The organism is Hydrogenophaga crocea, from assembly GCF_011388215.1.
GTDB lineage: Bacteria > Pseudomonadota > Gammaproteobacteria > Burkholderiales > Burkholderiaceae_C > Hydrogenophaga > Hydrogenophaga crocea.
In genome coordinates this window covers 3,356,665-3,373,860 of sequence record NZ_CP049989.1, presented here as the reverse complement: position 1 = coordinate 3,373,860, position 17,196 = coordinate 3,356,665, and the positions used below count along the sequence as shown (strand labels likewise).

Here is a 17,196-nt window from a genome sequence, read left to right as displayed (position 1 = left end):
AGAACGTGAACATCGGATAAACCTGAACATAGGAAGGAGCTTCGGCCGCAGACTTCGGGGTTTGGCGGCTCAGGCCGGCACGCATTGCAGCACGCGTGCCTGCTGGCCCGTCACCCTTTGGAGAAGCACCAGATGCCCAACGCTCGAACCGCCAATGCCGTCCGTCTGGAGTTCGCTCCTGACTCCCTGGTTCAATCGAATCTGTCCGGCGCGGCCTTCACCGGCGACTGGCTCTGGGTGGCGGGCGACGAAGCCTGCGGCCTGGACCGCCTGCGCCTGCTCGCCCCGGTGGGGCGCGAGGCTTTGCGCTTCGGCGAGGTGCGCGACTTCCCGCTCGCCGATCTGCTGGACCTGCCCGGCACGGCCGGGGAAGAGGCCGATCTGGAAGGCATGGCCGTGGCCGACGGTTACCTGTGGCTGGTGGGCTCGCATGGCCTGAAGCGCAAGAACGCCAAACCGGACCGGGACCACGCCGACAACGCCAAGCGCTTGTCGAAGGTGGCGCTCGACGGCAATCGGCGCCTGCTGGCCTGCCTGCCCATCGAGCCTGACGCCAAGGGCGAGCCCTGCCTGGTACGGCAGGCCAAGGACGGCCGACGGGCGCTGCGCCTGAAGGGTGATGCGCAAACGAACCTGCTCACCCGTGCGCTCGCCGATGACCCCCACTTCGGACCGTATTTGGCCATCCCGGGAAAGGACAACGGCTTCGACATCGAAGGCCTGGCCGTGGACGGCCGCCGGCTGCTGCTCGGCCTGCGCGGCCCGGTGCTGCGCGGTTGGTCGGCGCTGCTCGAGGTCGCGGTCGAGACCCGCGGTGACCAGCTGCGCCTGGCGCCCCTCGACGACAGCGGCACGCTGATCCGCAAGCACTTCCTGCAGCTCGACGGCCTGGGCGTGCGGGACCTGCACTTCTCCGGCGACGACCTCTACATCCTGGCCGGCCCGACGATGGTGCTGAACGGCGACATCCGCGTCTTCAAGTGGCCCGCCGCCCGGCCCTTGCTGGCCGCGAACCGCGAGCCGGTGCGCTTCGAGTCGGCGCTGACCGAGTCGGTGCCCCTGCCACATGGTCGCGGCACCAACCGTGCCGAAGCCATCTGTGACCTGCCGCCGGCGCTGTCGGGCGGCAAGGCGCGCTGGCTCGTGCTGTACGACGCGCCTGGCGCCGATCGCAAGGAGGGCGAGCACACCGTCTTCGGTGACCTGCTGCGCCACGATTGAAATCGTCCGCCTCGGTCAGCTTCAGTCGCCTGGGCGAGCTGGCCTGCGTGGCGCAGGAAGCTTCGGCTGGTTCGCTGTTCGACGTAATTGTCGGCTCTGTTTCAAGGAAAACAAGAATGGAAATGCTGCTTTCACGGGTCGGGTCGCTGCTTTACGGCATGAGATTCACGATGTTGTTTTTCTATGTGGGTCTTGTGGCGATCATCTTCGGCATTCTGGGAAAGTTCCTGCTGGAAACCTACAAGCTGATGAGCACCTTGCTGTTCGGCGATCTCGAGAAGATCGACCTGATCATCAAGGTGCTCGAACTGGTGGACATGACGATGGTGGCGCAGTTGGTGTGGGTGGTCGCGCTCGCCGGTGTGTCGCTCTTCGTGACCACGGGGCACTTCGACAAGAAGGACATGAAGAAGCCCGACTGGCTGGACCACGTCAACACCTACAACCTCAAGTTGAAGCTTGCATTCGCCATCATCTCGATCTCAGGCGTGCATGCCTTGAAGACGTACCTGAGCGGCGATTTGACTTTGGAGAATATCCAGATCGTGACGATGGTGGCTGTCATTCACTTCACCTTCGTGCTCTCTGCCATCGGCATCTCTTTTGCAGAACGTTTGACGCGGGAAAAGACCTGAACGCGCCTTGGGCCATGGCCGCTCTCCCGGAAATCGACCCCACGTCTTCGCTGCAGTTCATCGTCAATGCGGCGGCGGGCAGCAGCGACGCGGAGGCGAAGCGCGAAATCGTCGAAGCCGCGCTGCGCGCGGGTGGACGGCGGGGTGACTTGCTCTTCTGCAGCCCCGCCGAGTTGATTGGCGTGTCGCACCAGGCGGCGACGAGGGCGATCGCCACCCGCACGGCCGTGGTCGCCGTCGGTGGCGACGGCACGCTCAACACCGTGGCACAGGCTGCACACGCTGCGGGCTGCGCCATGGGCGTGGTGCCACAGGGCGCCTTCAACTACTTTGCCCGCACGCACGGCATACCCGCAGACCCGGCCGATGCCGTCCGCCAATTGCTGCTTTCGGTGCCTGCGCCGGTTCAAGTGGCCGGCATCAACGACCGCGTGTTCCTGGTCAACGCCAGTCTCGGGCTCTATCCTGAACTGCTGGAAGACCGTGAAGCCTACAAGGCCCGCTTCGGTCGCAGCCGCTGGGTGGCGTTCGTGGCAGCCTGTGCGACTTTGCTTCGTGCGCAGCGCCGCTTGCGATTGCACATCGAGATGGGTGGCAAGGTGCGCGACATGCAGACCTTGACGCTCTTCGTGGGCAACAACCGCCTGCAGCTGCAGCAGTTCGGCGCCGAGCCCGATGACACCCTGGCCGGCACGCCAGGCGACGGCAGCATGGCCGCGCTCGTGCTGCGGCCTATCGGAACGCTGTCGATGATCGGCCTGATGCTGCATGGCGCCATGGGCAGGCTGGGTGAAGCCGCAGGCGTCGAGCGCTTCGAGTTCGAGCACCTGGTGGTGCGGCCTACGCTGCCGCAGGGCCGCAGCGGGGTGAAGGTGGCCTTCGATGGCGAAGTGACGATGATGCGCGCACCGCTGGACTTCCGGGTGCTGGCCAAACCACTGTACCTGCTGATGCCACAGCGCGACGCTGCCGTTGTCGACGCCCGATCCAGCGCCGAAGGGGCAGCGCCTTGAGCGTCCTGCTGCAGATTTCCGACACGCACTTCGGCACCGAGCAGGGCGCGGTCGTCGAAGCCCTGGGCACGCTGGCCCACCAGCAGCGTCCTGATGTGGTTGTGCTGTCGGGCGACATCACGCAGCGCGCGCGTCCGGCCCAGTTCCGGGCTGCACGCTCGTTCGTGGACCGTCTGGGAGCTCCCGTGCTGGCCGTCCCAGGCAACCACGACATCCCGCTCTTCGATCTGTGGGCGCGCCTGCGCAGCCCGTATGGGCGGTACAGCGCCGCGTTCGGCATAGACCTCGAGCCGGTGCACCGCTCCCCGGAACTCCTGGTGGTGTGCGTCAACACCACGCGACCCTGGCGACACAAAGATGGTGAGGTATCCGCGCTGCAGATCGACCGTGTCGCGCGACTTGTGGAGCATGCCGACCCCGCGCAGCTGCGCGTGGTCGTGGTGCACCAGCCCATAGCCGTCACGCGTGCCGAGGAAGAGCCAAACCGACTGCGCGGGCATGCGGCCGCTCTGCAGCCTTGGGCTGAAGCCGGTGCCGACCTCGTCATGGGCGGTCACATCCACCTCCCCTACGTCATGCCGCTGCAAGGCCTGGCGCGTTCGCTGTGGGTCGTGCAGGCGGGCACGGCCGTGTCGTCCCGGGTGCGTGATGGCATGCCCAACTCGGTCAATCTGCTGCGCTGGGGCGCGGATGCGGCGCCGGGATGCTGTCGGATCGAGCAGTGGGACTACAAGGGCGACGACCGGGCTTTCCGGCTCGCCAAGGTCAGTGAGGTCCGGCCGGACCGGACGTGAGTTCCGCTCTGCAACGGGCGCTCCATCTTCCGGCGAGTTCGTATTTTCCTGAGTTAGATGCTCGGAAGTATCGCTTCTTCAGAAGCAGGACAGGATGCATATTCCCGCCTGTCCTCACTTCCGAGCTCACCCGCCATGAAGCCTTCCTTCCGCTTTGCGTCCCTCGTACTTGCCCGGATCAAGCAGAGCCTGCGCTTGCTGAAGGAGGACCTCAGGCAGTGGGTGCCACAGCAAGCGCCAGTGCTCGTGCCCATCCCGATCCCGGCCGAGCGTCGTACACGCCAGTCTGAACGCCGGCATCCCGCCCGGGGCGACTGACTCTGAAACTCAGCTTGTCACCTCAGACTGACCTATCTCAACGGAGACCCATCGTGCGCAGCTACCCCCACAACAGCCCAGAAGCCGCCGCGCGCATCGTCGCGCTGGTGCTCATCTCCGACGGTCACGTGTGCAGTTCCGAATTCAACATCCTCAAGCAGTTGGGCGCGGAGCGCGAACTCGGGCTGGAGCCCCAGCTCCTGCCGCACATCGTTCACACCTTGTGCGAAGAGCTCCTGGCGGGTGGGTACGAGACCGGATCGCTCATGGGCAACGTCGATGACAGCGCCTTGGCGTCATTGATGGCCGAGATCTCCGATCCGGCGCGGCAAAGGAAGGTGATGCGCCTGTCCCTGGCCGCGGCGCGCGCCGATGGCCATCTGGCCGACGGCGAAACCTTGGTGGTGGAGGCCGCTCGACGCCACTGGAAGCTCTACGATGGCGAGGAGCCGAGCGCCACGAAGGTGGCCCATCGCCACGCCGCCTGATCGAGGTCGATCAGGACACCTCTAAAGTCGCGCCGCGGCCACCACCTGCGTCACCAGGGGGTGGTGCTGGCCGCGCCGCGACCGGATGGCGTGGATCTCTTCCTTCACGCCATCACTACTGCCCAGCAGCCGAAGGCCGCGCATCAGGCCGACGTCGTCTGCTCCGAGTCGGCTGACCGGGAACACGCCCAGGCCGCGAGCCGCAAACACCGCCAGCAGGGCGCTGTCCTCGAACTCCCCTACGATGCGAGGGCGCAGGCCCTGCGTTTCGAACCAGTGGTCCAGCGTCGGGCGCAGGGCCGAGTGCCCAGTGGGCAGCAGAACAGGCAAGTCGTTCAGGCTTTGCGGAAACCGGTCGCGCTCGGGCTTCCCGACCAGCCGGGCCGGGCCATACCACTCGACCGGTGACTCAACGAGGCGCTCGCTGGTGAGGCGCAGGTTCGGGTTGCGCGGTGCGGCCTGACCGGCCAGCACCAGGTCCAGGTGATGCAGCGCCAGTTCGCCCAGCAGCTGCTCGAACTCTCCTTCGTGGCAGACCAACCGAAGGTTGGGTGTGCTCAACACGGGCTCCAGCAGCGCATGGGCTGCAAGCTTCGAGATGCCATCGGAGAACCCAACCGCCAGGCGGGCCACCTTGCCGCTGGCCGCTTCGCGCACCTCGTCAGGGATGCCCTGGCCCAGCTGAAAAATCTCCTCGGCGCGTGCAAAAGCAGCCTGACCTGCTTCGGTGAGGGCCACGCCACGGCCCGAGGGCTTGAGGAGCTGGTGGCCCAGCGCCTTCTCCAGCTCGCGCACCTGCGCGCTGATGGTCTGCACCGCCATGTCCAGCCGTTCGGCGGCACGGGCGAAGCCGCCTTCCTTGCTGACAACCCAGAAGTAGTGGAGATGTCGGTAGTTCAGCATGTGTCCTCCGGTGCGGGAAAACCGAAGTTTAAGTGCGTGCGAATCTGGTTTGTGCGAAGCGCATTGGTCCCGATACTCTGTGCCATTCGAATACCATAGGAAGTCCAGTCATGTTCTACGTCCTCAGTTGGTTCTCCGTCGTCGCACTTCTGGCGCTGTGGTCGCTGGCTGCCTGGGCGCTGCATGCCGTTGCCGTCTGGACGGTTTCGAACGCGGGCGCGCTCACAGGGGCTGCATCAGGCGCCGGCACCATCGCTGTGCCGGATTGGCTGGCCCCCTGGGTGCCGCCCGAAGTCGCGCAGTGGGCAAGCCAACTGATGGCGGGCTTTGCGCCGTTTGTCGACGGCCTGCTGCAGGCCGCACCCGCGCTGGCGGGTGGCTTGACCGTGGCGACATGGGTGATCTGGGGCATCGGCAGCGTGCTGCTCGTGCTGCTAGGCGCCGGGCTGCACCTGCTCATCGCGCTGTTGCGCCGCCGCGGTGGCGGCTCAGGTCCTCAGCCGCGCCAGCCAGTGGCAGCTTGACTGGTAGGCTTCTTGGGCGTGGCACCACTGCAGCACGCGGGTCGGGTCTTGTGAGGGCCCGTGGGGCGGAGCAGGCCCAGCCCGCGATGCTGAGCCGAGCGCAGCCGCAGCCGCTCCCGGGTCTGATTGCGGAACTGGCTCTCAGGCCGACCGCTGAGTGGCCCAGGTGGCGTTGCAGCCTGCGGTGGGCGAACGCTTGCAGCTACAGTGCCAGATCATGAACATACTCATTTTTCTCGGTGGCCTGATCCTGCTGGTCATCGGTGCCAACGTGCTCGTCCGCGGTGCGTCCAAGCTGGCGCTGTCGTTCGGCATCAGCCCGCTCGTCGTAGGACTCACCATCGTGGCCTTCGGCACCAGCGCGCCCGAGGTCGCGGTGAGTGTCGGTGCCGTGCTCGACGGCAAGACCGACATTGCCATCGGCAACGTGGTGGGCAGCAACATCTTCAATGTGCTGTTCATCCTGGGCATCAGTGCGCTGATCGCGCCGCTGGTGGTCAACATCCAACTGATCCGCCAGGAAGTGCCGATCATGATCGGCGCGAGCCTGCTGTTGCTGGCGCTGGGGTTGGACGGCCGACTGTCGTTCTTCGACGGTGGAATTCTCTTCGTGCTGCTCGTGTCGTACACGGCGTTCCTCGTCGTGCAATCGCGGCGCGAGACACAGGCCGCCAAGGATGAGTACGCCCACGAGATCAAACCCGCCGAAGCGGGTGCTTGGGACGACCGGCTGCCCGCCCAACTGCTGCTGATCGGTGCCGGCCTGGCGGCGCTGGTGTTCGGATCCGAATACCTCGTGCAGGCCTCGGTGAACTTCGCCAAGGCGATGGGCGTGAGCGACTTGATCATCGGCCTGACCATCGTCGCCGCGGGCACCAGCATGCCCGAGGTGGCCACCAGCATCACCGCTGCCATCAAGGGCGAGCGCGACATCGCAGTAGGTAACGTCGTCGGCAGCAACACCTTCAACATTCTGGGCTGCCTGGGCCTGTCGGGCCTGGTGTCGGGTGACCTCGGCCTGGCCATGGCGCCGTCGCTGCTGGCCTTCGACATTTGGGTCATGCTGGCCGTGGCGCTCGCGTGCCTGCCGGTCTTCATCACAGGCCGTGAGATTGCGCGCTGGGAAGGCGGCGTCTTCCTCGGTTACTACGTCGCCTACGTGGCTTACCTGATCCTGGCCGCGCAGCAGCACGACGCGCTGCAGGCGTTCTCGGGTGTCATGCTTGGCTTCGTCGTTCCTCTGACGGTGGTGACGCTGGTGGTGGTGGTGATCCGCCGTCCGGCGGCAAGCAGCGTGCCGTGAGTGAGTTGATGAGCATTCAGGACAATCTGCTCAGTCCCCGCCGTGCCTTGCGGGACGACGTCGAGGCCCCATGACGGAATCCATCGTGCAGCGGCTGCGTGAAACAGCCGCGAACCTGCCTGCCGAGAGGGTGTCGATGCAAACCCTGGCGCAAGCCCACGGGCCTGCCGCGCACGGCACCTGGCTGCTGCTGATGGCAGTCCCGTGTCTCCTTCCCGTGCCTGGCGTCGGCACTGTGCTTGGCCTGGGAATGGCCGCGCTGGCGGCGGCGATGTGGCGGGGTCAGTCCTCTGCATGCCTTCCTCGGCGGGTGGCTGAACTCGAACTCTCACGCACCTGGGCGCAGCGGGTGCTGGGCATGCTTGCGTCTGCCTATTGCGTGGCTGGGCGTCTTGCCAGGGCCCGGCTGAGCCATCTTGCATCCCCGGAGAGACGGTCATGGACCGCCGCAGCGATTGGGTTGATGGCTTTCATCGTCGTCATGCCCATCCCCTTCGGCAACGTGCTCCCGGCGCTGGCGCTGATGCTCATCGGACTGGGGCTGGTGTTTCGCGATGGTGTTGCGGTTGTCCTGGGGCTGGCGATGGCGGCCCTGGCGATGTGCGTCACTGCGGGCGTCATGCTGATGGCATGGGCCTGGGGCAGTGACTGGCTCCTGGGTTTGTTTTGAATCTGAACGGAAGTTCGAAATGATCTACGCTGCCCTCAAGACGGTTCATGTGCTGGCCATCATCCTGTGGATCGGTGGCATGGCATTTGCGCACTTCTTCCTGCGCCCGGCCGTCGCCCAGCTCGAAGCGCCAGTCCGCTTGCGGCTGATGCACGATGTGCTCGGCCGCTTCTTCCAAGCGGTACTTGTGGCCGCGCTGCTGACGCTGGCCAGCGGCGTGTGGATGCTGGGCCGTGTGGCCAAGCAGGTGGTGCAGTCGGGGGGCAACTTCGAGATGCCGCTGGCCTGGACCGTCATGGCGGCGGTGGGCGTCGCGATGGTGGCGATCTTCATGCACATCCGCTTCGTGCTCTTCAAGCGGCTCGGCCGGGCCGTGGCAGCGTCCGAGTGGGCCGCCGGTGGTGCGGTCTTGGCGCAGATTCGCACATGGGTCTCGATCAACCTCGGCCTGGGCGTCTTGGTGCTGCTCGTGACGCTGATGCGCTGGACGACCTGAGTCCTGACCCTGCAGACCACTTTCCGGCGTCGTGGACGGCACCGATACGGTCAGCCGACCAAGCTGCCCGACCAAGCACAAACTCGGCGAAGGCATCCAAGGTGACGCCTCTGAAGACGGCGGCGCGTACGCGCCAGGTCAGTGCCACTCCGAGCGTTACCACCGAGAGGCCGTGGTTCGCCGCTGCCGACGGGTTTCACGTCAACGAGCGCGCATGCGCCCTGGTCTCAAGGAAGCTGCAGCCGTTGGGGTCGCCCTTCGCCGCGGGAATGACCGGTCTTCTGTTTAACCGCCGGCTGCTGTGGGCCGAGGCTGTGTGAAAACCCTCTGCGCCATTCGCTGAGATCCTCTTAGAGTGTCTGCATCGCAATTTCGGGAGTCGCAATGCCCCGATTCATCGAAGGCCAGGACCGCCAGCAGGTGACGTTGCTGCCCGAGTGTCTGGACGACTTCATTGCCGAAGACAATCCGGTGCGCGTGGTCGAGGCATTCGTGAGCGAGCTGGACTTGGCAGCGCTGGGGTTCGATGGCGCTGAGCCAGCAGCCACAGGGCGCCCCGCCTACCACCCGGCGGTGCTGCTCAAGGTCTATCTCTACGGCTACCTCAATCGAGTGCAGTCCAGCCGTCGCCTGGAGCGTGAATGCCAGCGCAACGTGGAGCTGATGTGGCTCACGCAGCGGCTGGCGCCCGACTTCAAGACGATTGCCGACTTCCGCCGCGACAACGGCCAAGGCATTCGCAACGTTTGCCGGCGCTTCGTCGAACTCTGCCGTGACCTCAAGCTCTTTGGCCAATCCCTGGTCGCCATCGACGGCAGCAAGTTCAAAGCGGTGAACTCGCGCGACAGAAACTTCACCGCCGGCAAGATCGACAAGCGCCAGCAGCAGATCGAGGACAGCATTCACCGCTACCTGGTGGCACTGGACACGGCCGATCGCACACAGCCGGTCGAGTTCGAAGCCAAGACCCAGCGCCTCAAGGGAAAGATCGAACTGCTGCGCCAGCAAATGCGCGTGCTCGATGGGGTGCGTGATCAACTGCGCGAGCAGCCCGACGGCCAGTTGTCCATGACCGACCCCGATGCCCGCTCCATGGCCACCACCGCGCGCGCTTCGGGCATCGTGGGCTACAACGTACAGGTCGCCGTCGACAGCGAGCATCACCTCGTGGTGGCGCACGAGGTGACCAATCGCGGGCACGACCGCGACGCACTTGCGCCCATGGCCAAGGCCGCACGCGAAGCAATGGACCGTAAGAGATTGCGTGCCATTGCCGATCGCGGTTACTACAGCGCGCCTCAGATCAAGGCTTGTGTCGAGGCGGGTGTAGCGGCGATCCTGCCCAAACCCACGACCTCCGGCGCCAGAGCCGCTGGGCGCTTCGACCGATCAGACTTCATCTACATCGCCAAGGACGACGAGTACCTGTGCCCTGCAGGTCAGCGGGCCATCTACCGCTTTACCCGTGAGGAGAATGGTCTGCAACTCAGGCGCTACTGGAGCAGTGCGTGCCCGCAATGCCCGATGAAGACGCAATGCACGCCCAGCGCTCACAGGCGCATCAGCCGTTGGGAGCACGAGACGGTTCTGGAGGCGGCGCAGCGGCGCCTGGACCGAATGCCGCAGGCCATGCGGGTGCGCAGGCGCACGGTGGAACATGTATTCGGGACCTTCAAACACTGGATGGGTCACACCCACTTCCTGACAAGGCGACTGAGCGGCGTGGGTACGGAGGTGAGCCTGACTGTGCTGGCCTATAACCTCAAGCGCTTGCTCGCCATCCTCGGGTTCGAGAACATGATGAAAGCGATGCGACTGGTGAGGGCGTAAGCCCTGTTGCCTCCATTCGTGCACTCAGGGACACCTGCAAAGGCTCTGAAGCCTCACAGAAACGCCCATACGCGGCACGACGGGTCAAAACCGGAAGAACCGCCATCAGGCGCAATTGCTTGGATGCGATCAGCGCGTTTCCACACAGCCTCGGCCCACAGCGGACCTCACGCTCCAGGGTCAAACTGAAGGGGCCGGAAACGAGAGCGCGATACCGCTCGCATCGTGCGTGAAACCTTCTGAAGGCGAATCATGCGGAGTGCCCGGAGCAAACCAATGCCGCAATCCGCAGGCAGCTAGCTCTACACGTACGCGTTCATTCATGGGGCGCCGGAAGTGCACGACCTCCTTGACCTTTGTCCAGCCAATCGACGATTCAGCAACTGAATTGCCGTCAGCTAGTGCAGCGCTGATGGCCCGCTCAACTTCCAAGGGTCTGCTCATCGTTTTGACTGTGGGATGTCCGCTCTTGGCCGATTGCGGCAGTCTAGCCACGGCATCGTTGGCTGCAAGTGGCCCAAGTCGAAGACCGGCATCCGAATGACTGCGACGTGGCGCAGATCGGACGTTCACAGCGCTGACTCGGATGGCCGCCCCCAGTCTTGAGCCGACCTTGAGCTCCCAGGCTTCAGCTTCGCAGCGATAGCTGCTGGTTGCGACCGAGTTTTCACGGCACGCTTTCATCCGAAAAGCGTATGCGTCCGGTTATCCCATCTTGACATGGGCCGCTCACAGATAGCTTAGCAAGAGATCAAGCCGCGGGTTTACAGCAACCAGCTTCACCACCGATCTGGATTGGTGGGCAGGGAACGGATCCGTACGAGCAGAACACACAGCAGTCACCGGCCTTCGGGCGCAAGACGGCGTGGCACCCTTCGCACTCATAGAACCATTGGCAGGCATCGGTGGGCATCTCTTCGGTCTTCATATGACCGCACTCGGGGCAGGTGAAGACAGAGGTCAGGATGACATCGCTCATGGGTTTACAGACACAACAGTGGACGGGAATCCGGCGTTCTTGGTCGCACTGGTCAGGGCCTCAACCTTCACCTTGGCACTGTCAAACACCACTGTGGTTTCCCGCTTGGGCAGGTTGGACTTGACGTCGATGACCCCATCGATCCGGGTCAACGCCAATTTGACGGTGATTGGGCAGGTCGGGCAGTTCATCCCTGGCACCGAGAGGACCGCACTCTGCTGGGCCGCCCAGCTCGGCCCGATGAGTAGCATTGCCGCCGCAGGGATGATCCATCGTTTCATTGCAGAACCCTTCATTCAGTAGAACCAGTGGGCGATCCAGGGGAACGCCAATGAAATTCCCAGTAGTAGGACTACCAGCAGGAACAGCACCTTGTAGGACCGGTTGACCATGGGGCGCTCACAGACCTGGCCCACATCGCACGCTACCGCAGGGCGCCATATCCGGCGTCCTGCAACCACCAAGGCAATCGCCGCCGCCCCCATGAACCACGGTTGATAAGGCTCCAGCAGCGTCAGAGAGCCGATCCAGGCCCCGGAGATGCCCAGCATGATCAGCACCAGGGGGCCCAGGCAGCAGGCGGAGGCGAGCAGCGCCGAAATACCACCAGCAATCAGGGCCTTGCCGCCGCCAGTGGTCTGGCCCGGGTGGTCGGTAGATGTTGTAGACATGCGATAAGCTTACTTCCGTACCAAAGTACAGAGTCAAGCGCCATGACCCATACCCCTTCACAGTCCGACGGCAGCATGACGATCGGAGATCTCGCGAAAGCGGCCGGTGTGAACGTCGAGACCATCAGGTTCTATCAGCGCAAAGGGCTGATGCCAGAGCCGGACCGTCCTGTGGGCAGCATCCGGCGCTATGGCCGAACCGACCAGTCGCGGCTCAGCTTCATCAAGTCAGCGAAGCGGCTGGGATTCAGCCTCGACGAGACCGCGCAACTGCTTCAACTGGAGGACGGGGGGAGTTGTACCCAAGCTCGGCGGCAAGCGGAGTCTAAGCTGGCAGAAGTCAGGCTCAAGCTGGCCGACCTCCAACGCATGGAGGCTGCACTCTCTGGCCTGATTCTGCTTTGCGGCTCTGGCAAGGGGAATGTGCGCTGTCCGCTGATCGCAGCCATGGAGGGGCACTAGATTCGATCAATCGGTTGAGGGATTCCAGCGATGCGGCAGCAGCTCACCGATACGGCTGTTGGGCCAGGTCGGCAGCCTGTCCATCACATCCTTGAGATAGGCATACGGATCAAGGCCGTTGAGCTTGGCCGACTGGATCAGGCTCATGATGGCAGCGGCTCGTTGCCCAGCCCGCAGGCTGCCCGCAAACCGCCAGTTCTTGCGGCCCAGCGCAATCGGGCGCATCTGGTTCTCGACCCAGTTGTTGTCGATCGGTATCCGCCCATCCTCCAGGAACCGGGTGAGCGCAGGCCAGCGGCGCAGGCTGTAATCCATGGCCTTGGCCGTGGCCGACCCACTGGGCACCTTCCCTCGGTGTTCTGTGAGCCAGAGGTGTAGGCGATCCACCGCCGAGCGGCTCTGCTGCTGCCGTATGCGCAGCCGCTCATCTGCCTCTACCCCCTGAGCCTGTCGCTCGGCCTCATAGATCTGTCCGATCAGGGCCAGCGCCTGCTCAGCGAGCTGACTCTTGTTGGCCGTGTGGAGCTCAAAGAACTTGCGCCTTGCATGGGCCCAGCAGCCTGCCTCCTGGATCTGTTCACCCATGAGCTGCTTGTACCCGGCAAAGTCATCGACCAGCAGCGTGCCCGCCCAGCCCTCCAGGAAGGAGGCGGGATGGCGCCCGGCCCGGGTCTCGCTGAAGTCATAGACCACCGCCCTGGTCTGCTCGTGCCGCCCTGGTGTGTAGGCCCACAGGTAAGCCCGCTGGGTCTTGCCATCTCTCTGAGCGGCCGGCTTGAGCATCTGCACCGGCGTCTCGTCGGCGTGCAGGACGGCGTGGGCAAGCACCTCTGCGCGCAGGGCGCTGGCCAGCGGTTGGAGTTGTACGCCACAGCTGCCCACCCACTGCGCCAGGGTGGAGCGTGGGATCGGCACACCAGCGCGGGCGTAGATAGCCTCCTGGCGGTGCAGGGGTAAGTGATCGGCGTACTTGGCCACCAGCACATGGGAGAGTAAGCCCGTGGTGGCCAGCCCCTTGTCGATGATGTGCGCATCCACCGGGGCCTGTCTGAGCGTCTGGCAGCAGGCGCAGGCCCACTTGCCCCGCACGAAGCGGTGGACCGTGAAGACGCCTGGGGTGTAGTCGAGCTTCTCGGCCACGTCCTCACCGATGCGCTTCATCGGCTGGCCGCAACACTCGGTGGAGGTAGGCTCATGGCGCAGTTCCTGGCGGGGAAGCTCCGGGGGCAGGGGTTGGCGCCTGGGCTGCTGGCGGGTTACCTGCTCGGCTGCGGGCTGGCCTGCGTCGCCCATCTGTTCGATCTCGAGCGCCACCGCCTGCAGATCCTCATCGAGGGCGTCCTCAAGGAGGCTGCGCTGCTCAGCGCTGAGCGCCTCGCTGCGGGCAGCGAACTTCATGCGCTTGAGCATGGCGTTCTCGAAGGTGAGCTTGTCGAGCAGCGCCTGCTTGTGGCGCAGCTCTGCAGACTGCTGCTGCAGCTGGCCCATCAGGCCCAGCACCAGTTGGCGCGTGCCCTCGTCCATGCTCTGCAGATCCACCGCTTCGTTCATGGCAGTGATCATGACCGGTGCCAGTGGCTGTGCCCATTGGCACATTCACGAATTGAAGAGCGCACACGCCCCGTTCAAGATCACAGCACCGTGATGACACCTGCCTGCCCAAGGCGCTGCCAGGGTAGGCCCGTGACCAGGGCTTGTAGCTGCTCCTGGCTCAGTGGCAGGCGGGGAGTGCTGGAGTTGCCCCAGACAAACCGGCCCTGATGGAGCCGGCGTGCAACCAGCCAGACGCCAAAGCCGTCGTGGACCAGCACCTTCATGCGGTTGGCTCTGGCGTTGGCGAGCAGGTAGGCGTGATGGGGGTGGGCTGCGCCGAAGACTTGTACGACACGGGCCAGAGCGGTCTCTGTACCCGCTCGCATATCCAGGGGTTCACAGGACATCCACACCGCATCGATGCGGATCACCGCAGCACCTCGCGCAGCAGGGTCCCGCAGTGCTCGAGTGGGCACTGTACGCTCACGATCAGGTCACCGCGGCGCAGTTGCAGCTCAACCGGTCTCGGGGCGGTGGGAGCAGTCTGATCCGCGCTGCCTGCGGGCGCTTGGGGCACGGCAGGACTGAGCAGGTCCAGGGGCACGGGAGTGAACCTGGGCTGCATCGCTTGCGCGATCTGGCTACCCGGCATCCCAAGAGGCGCTCGGTATGCAGCGCCGGCCTCCCTGATCCAGCGGTGGACCATGTTGGAGTGCAGCCCATGGGCCAGAGCAACACCGCCCACGCTCGCTCCGGGTTGGCGGCACTTGGCCAGCACCTCGGCCTTGAAGTCTTTGCTGTACTCACGGCGGCGCGGTCGCCCTTCGTTTGAAATCTGTTCCATCGTCTCCACGATCCTCCAATCGTGGGGACGATGCCCGCTTCTCAACTCACATTCAAGATGGGTTGACCGGACGGATACCGAAAAGCGGTCCTACATGCAAGCCGTTCGCTTGATCTGTTGAAATTTGACAGGTCCGCGACCTGACCCAAACGGGCCTCTTCGGAAGCCCGATCCTTTTGGGGCCGCCGCTTGGCCAACCTGCCGACGAAACGAAGTAGCCTATCGGCAGGATTGACGCGCTTGGGAGGGCGACATCGCCGACTTGTTGTTGATTGGCGCAGGGTTCAGCCGCAATTGGGGCGGCTGGCTCGCGACCGAGGCGTTCGAACATCTGCTCGGGAGCCCCGAAGTCGCCCGAGACCCGGGGCTGCGCCGGCTGCTTTGGCAGCACCAGGACCGCGGCGGATTCGAGGGCGCTCTGGCAGAGCTTCAAGGCCAGTTCGCCCGAGACCCCGAGGCCGTGCGAGCACCGCTCATGGCGTTGCAGGACGCGGTCAGGCGGATGTTCGACGACATGAACTCGGCATTCATGGCGGTCACGGACTGGCAGTTTGGCGAGCAGCGCATCGAGCGCCAGATCGGCACGTTCCTCACCCACTTTGATGCAATCTTCACGCTCAATCAGGACGTTCTCTTGGAGCACCACTATGCCAACGACAACGTCGCCTTGATCGGCAAGAAGAAGTGGGTCGGGCCCGAGATGCCAGGCATGAGGCCGGCTTGGTCGCAGGAACCGCTCCACTCGAAATTTTGGTCGCGTGCGACATGGACCCCGGCACCTGAAGCTGACTTCAAGGCAGATGGCCGATGCCAACCAATCTACAAGCTGCACGGCTCGTCAAACTGGACGCGAGCGGATGGTCAACCCTTGCTGATCATGGGAGGGGCCAAGGCGCGCGAGATCGGGCAAACGTCCATCCTCAATTGGTATGCCAAGGTGTTCGAGGAAAGCCTGGCGGCCGGAAACGTCCGGCTTATGGCCATCGGCTACGGCTTCCGCGACGAGCACATCAACGCCGCCATCGCCCGCGGTGTCGAGCGCGGCTTGAAGCTGTTCATCATCGCTCCCGAGGGCGCAGAGCTGGCGCGCCGGCTCAATCCAACACGCGCAGCTGCACAAATTAAAGCCCCGACCCCCCTGGAGGGCATGGTCGAGGAGTCCTTGATCGGAGCGTCGCGACGAGGATTGCGCGAGATATTCGGCCATGACGATGCCGAGTTCGCCAAGGTGATGCGGTTCTTCGCAACATGAGACTGTCTGCCCTAACGGTGCCGCTCGCGGAATCTGTCAGCCAGTAGGCGTGACCTAGCAAATTGTGAGCTGCATCTATCTGGAAGTCGCCTCTGACTCAAAAGCAGTCCGTCAAGACCGCAACCACGACCGACTGCACCCAGTCTAATGGGGTCACTCGCACATTGATCAGGCCCTGTACCTTCCAGCCTGAGCGGCCCGTCGGCGTCCGACGCGACTGCACGTCACGTATGTCTATTCGCGGTGGCATCGGTACATGGCTGCACCGCACCCTGAATACGGACTCGGCTAGGGCGTCCCGAGTTGCTTGGTAGCCTCTCGCTTACCCATGGCCATGACCGCGAAGTAGCGCGCTAGCTTTGAAGCGCGCGGCGTTACCTGGCCTGACTCCCACTTCCATTGACTGAGGGCGGAGATCCCGAGGAGCGAGGCCATCTGCGCCTGACTCAGTCCAAGTGCCTGTCGCTTGGCCTTCAGGCGCTCGGCGTTAAAGGTTGGCCTTCGACCTGGACGCGATGACGAGCCTTCCTGCGCTTGAGCAGGTGCGCCACGAGAGAACGCTCTTTGGGTGGCGCGCAGTTGCACCTGCAAGTCCTTCACCGATCGCTTGAGCGCTGCAATCTCCGACCTGTACGTGGAGGCTGCCTTTCGAAGCGCCGTGACGTCCTCCCGTACCTCCTTTCGGGCGATGCGGGCGATTTCTTGTTTGAGAGTCTGTGCAAGGTTGGGCATCGCCACATCGTACGTCCATGCAACCAGTTTGCAAAACCTGGCGTCCGGCACATATATATGTACCTACCCCAGTTCAGGGGAGCGTGGTGCAGTTTTCGAAATCAATCTGGCCCTGTTGGTCGATTCGCCTTGCCACCGATCGACGGGGAGGCCTCAAGCGGGCGTTACGACTCGGCTCCGAGGCTTGATCCGGCATGCCGACTTTCCCCGTAGCAGCGCTATCCTTGCTTCATGCGCACTGAAGACATCGATCCCGTCGAGCTTCGCAAGCGAATGCGCCTTGCGATGGACATGGTGATGGCACACCGGATAGTTCGCGGCCTTTCGCTGGACAGGGACCGTATCACCCGTCTTCGCGATGTCGTCGAGAGCCGTGTGATCCTCGCGCTGGAGGAAACGGACGCCGCCCAGATGCCCGAGGGTTGGTCGTGGCAAGAGGCCGCCGAAAAGATCGCGTTGCAAGTTGGGCTGGCCATCGTGCGGGAACAGAAGAACGAACCTCCAGTCCCAACGGACTGAATCCTTGCT

22 protein-coding genes are annotated in these 17,196 nt (G+C 64.2%); 14 read left to right on the top strand and 8 right to left on the bottom strand.

All coding sequences use genetic code 11. From position 1 onward, the window contains the following. Positions 1 to 117: 117 nt before the first annotated feature. The 6 genes from G9Q37_RS15865 to G9Q37_RS15840 all read left to right on the top strand — a co-directional run bounded on the left by G9Q37_RS15865 (position 118) and on the right by G9Q37_RS15840 (position 4,469). The gene (locus G9Q37_RS15865; RefSeq protein ID WP_205710662.1) at positions 118 to 1,221 is read left to right on the top strand and encodes a DUF3616 domain-containing protein; all 1,104 of its coding nucleotides are present in this window, start codon (positions 118 to 120) and stop codon (positions 1,219 to 1,221) included. Further along, the gene (locus G9Q37_RS15860) at positions 1,218 to 1,856 is read left to right on the top strand and encodes a YqhA family protein (RefSeq protein WP_237706384.1); all 639 of its coding nucleotides are present in this window, start codon (positions 1,218 to 1,220) and stop codon (positions 1,854 to 1,856) included. The genes G9Q37_RS15865 and G9Q37_RS15860 overlap by 4 nt, the downstream gene beginning before the upstream one ends. A 14-nt stretch (positions 1,857 to 1,870) precedes the next feature. Further along, complete coding sequence (locus tag G9Q37_RS15855; RefSeq protein WP_166228623.1) at positions 1,871 to 2,869, top strand: diacylglycerol/lipid kinase family protein; 999 nt, start codon at positions 1,871 to 1,873, stop codon at positions 2,867 to 2,869. Beyond that, the gene (locus G9Q37_RS15850) at positions 2,866 to 3,663 is read left to right on the top strand and encodes a metallophosphoesterase family protein (protein WP_011829318.1); all 798 of its coding nucleotides are present in this window, start codon (positions 2,866 to 2,868) and stop codon (positions 3,661 to 3,663) included. The genes G9Q37_RS15855 and G9Q37_RS15850 overlap by 4 nt, the downstream gene beginning before the upstream one ends. 135 nt (positions 3,664 to 3,798) lie before the next feature. Then, on the top strand, positions 3,799 to 3,981 hold the full coding sequence (locus tag G9Q37_RS15845) for a hypothetical protein (RefSeq protein ID WP_041929607.1): 183 nt from the start codon (positions 3,799 to 3,801) through the stop codon (positions 3,979 to 3,981). Positions 3,982 to 4,034: 53 nt separating this feature from the next. Further along, entirely contained in the window at positions 4,035 to 4,469 is a 435-nt protein-coding gene (locus tag G9Q37_RS15840; protein ID WP_166228621.1) for a TerB family tellurite resistance protein, read from the top strand. A 21-nt stretch (positions 4,470 to 4,490) separates the two neighbouring features. On the opposite strand, the gene G9Q37_RS15835 is transcribed toward G9Q37_RS15840, so the two are convergent. Next, a complete protein-coding gene (locus tag G9Q37_RS15835; protein WP_011829315.1) occupies positions 4,491 to 5,372 on the bottom strand; it encodes a LysR family transcriptional regulator in 882 nt (293 codons plus the stop codon). A 110-nt stretch (positions 5,373 to 5,482) separates the two neighbouring features. Between G9Q37_RS15835 and G9Q37_RS15830 the strand changes: the two genes are divergently transcribed. The 5 genes from G9Q37_RS15830 to G9Q37_RS15810 all read left to right on the top strand — a co-directional run bounded on the left by G9Q37_RS15830 (position 5,483) and on the right by G9Q37_RS15810 (position 10,195). Continuing rightward, positions 5,483 to 5,896, top strand: coding sequence for a hypothetical protein (locus G9Q37_RS15830; protein ID WP_011829314.1), 414 nt, complete (start codon positions 5,483 to 5,485; stop codon positions 5,894 to 5,896). A 217-nt stretch (positions 5,897 to 6,113) separates the two neighbouring features. Next, complete coding sequence (locus tag G9Q37_RS15825; RefSeq protein WP_011829313.1) at positions 6,114 to 7,199, top strand: calcium/sodium antiporter; 1,086 nt, start codon at positions 6,114 to 6,116, stop codon at positions 7,197 to 7,199. A gap of 70 nt (positions 7,200 to 7,269) precedes the next feature. Further along, positions 7,270 to 7,869, top strand: coding sequence for an exopolysaccharide biosynthesis protein (locus G9Q37_RS15820; RefSeq protein ID WP_041929606.1), 600 nt, complete (start codon positions 7,270 to 7,272; stop codon positions 7,867 to 7,869). Positions 7,870 to 7,888: 19 nt separating this feature from the next. Beyond that, on the top strand, positions 7,889 to 8,365 hold the full coding sequence (locus tag G9Q37_RS15815; protein ID WP_011829311.1) for a CopD family protein: 477 nt from the start codon (positions 7,889 to 7,891) through the stop codon (positions 8,363 to 8,365). Between the two features lie 384 nt (positions 8,366 to 8,749). Next, positions 8,750 to 10,195, top strand: coding sequence for an IS1182 family transposase (locus G9Q37_RS15810; protein ID WP_166228619.1), 1,446 nt, complete (start codon positions 8,750 to 8,752; stop codon positions 10,193 to 10,195). Positions 10,196 to 10,946: 751 nt separating this feature from the next. Here the strand turns inward: G9Q37_RS15810 and G9Q37_RS21875 are convergent. From G9Q37_RS21875 to merT, 3 genes are read right to left on the bottom strand one after another with little or no spacing between them, the layout of a single operon-like run. Then, positions 10,947 to 11,174, bottom strand: a complete 228-nt coding sequence (locus G9Q37_RS21875) for a GDCCVxC domain-containing (seleno)protein (RefSeq protein WP_079364968.1) — start codon at positions 11,172 to 11,174, stop codon at positions 10,947 to 10,949. Continuing rightward, positions 11,171 to 11,455, bottom strand: coding sequence for a mercury resistance system periplasmic binding protein MerP (merP, locus tag G9Q37_RS15800; RefSeq protein ID WP_079364967.1), 285 nt, complete (start codon positions 11,453 to 11,455; stop codon positions 11,171 to 11,173). Before merP ends, G9Q37_RS21875 begins: the two co-directional genes overlap by 4 nt. Positions 11,456 to 11,470: 15 nt before the next feature. Continuing rightward, complete coding sequence (gene merT, locus G9Q37_RS15795) at positions 11,471 to 11,845, bottom strand: mercuric ion transporter MerT (protein WP_070401208.1); 375 nt, start codon at positions 11,843 to 11,845, stop codon at positions 11,471 to 11,473. A 42-nt stretch (positions 11,846 to 11,887) separates the two neighbouring features. On the opposite strand from merT, the gene G9Q37_RS15790 reads away from it, so the two are divergent. Further along, positions 11,888 to 12,307, top strand: a complete 420-nt coding sequence (locus G9Q37_RS15790; RefSeq protein WP_070401207.1) for a MerR family DNA-binding protein — start codon at positions 11,888 to 11,890, stop codon at positions 12,305 to 12,307. Between the two features lie 6 nt (positions 12,308 to 12,313). On the opposite strand, the gene tnpC is transcribed toward G9Q37_RS15790, so the two are convergent. The 3 genes from tnpC to G9Q37_RS15775 form a co-directional block, all read right to left on the bottom strand. Continuing rightward, a complete protein-coding gene (gene tnpC / locus G9Q37_RS15785; protein WP_166228617.1) occupies positions 12,314 to 13,858 on the bottom strand; it encodes an IS66 family transposase in 1,545 nt (514 codons plus the stop codon). A gap of 80 nt (positions 13,859 to 13,938) precedes the next feature. Continuing rightward, positions 13,939 to 14,271 carry an IS66 family insertion sequence element accessory protein TnpB gene (gene tnpB / locus G9Q37_RS15780; protein WP_166228615.1) on the bottom strand — a complete coding sequence of 111 codons (333 nt, stop codon included), beginning with the start codon at positions 14,269 to 14,271 and terminating at the stop codon, positions 13,939 to 13,941. Then, positions 14,268 to 14,684 carry a transposase gene (locus G9Q37_RS15775; RefSeq protein WP_143434174.1) on the bottom strand — a complete coding sequence of 139 codons (417 nt, stop codon included), beginning with the start codon at positions 14,682 to 14,684 and terminating at the stop codon, positions 14,268 to 14,270. Before G9Q37_RS15775 ends, tnpB begins: the two co-directional genes overlap by 4 nt. A 262-nt stretch (positions 14,685 to 14,946) precedes the next feature. Here G9Q37_RS15775 and G9Q37_RS15770 point away from each other — a divergent pair, with 262 nt between their 5' ends. After that, positions 14,947 to 15,936, top strand: a complete 990-nt coding sequence (locus G9Q37_RS15770) for an SIR2 family protein (RefSeq protein ID WP_166228613.1) — start codon at positions 14,947 to 14,949, stop codon at positions 15,934 to 15,936. A gap of 288 nt (positions 15,937 to 16,224) precedes the next feature. On the opposite strand, the gene G9Q37_RS22045 is transcribed toward G9Q37_RS15770, so the two are convergent. Continuing rightward, positions 16,225 to 16,668 carry a helix-turn-helix domain-containing protein gene (locus G9Q37_RS22045; protein WP_166228611.1) on the bottom strand — a complete coding sequence of 148 codons (444 nt, stop codon included), beginning with the start codon at positions 16,666 to 16,668 and terminating at the stop codon, positions 16,225 to 16,227. Positions 16,669 to 16,899: 231 nt separating this feature from the next. On the opposite strand from G9Q37_RS22045, the gene G9Q37_RS15760 reads away from it, so the two are divergent. Further along, a complete protein-coding gene (locus G9Q37_RS15760) occupies positions 16,900 to 17,187 on the top strand; it encodes a hypothetical protein (RefSeq protein ID WP_240936412.1) in 288 nt (95 codons plus the stop codon). Positions 17,188 to 17,196 lie beyond the last annotated feature (9 nt).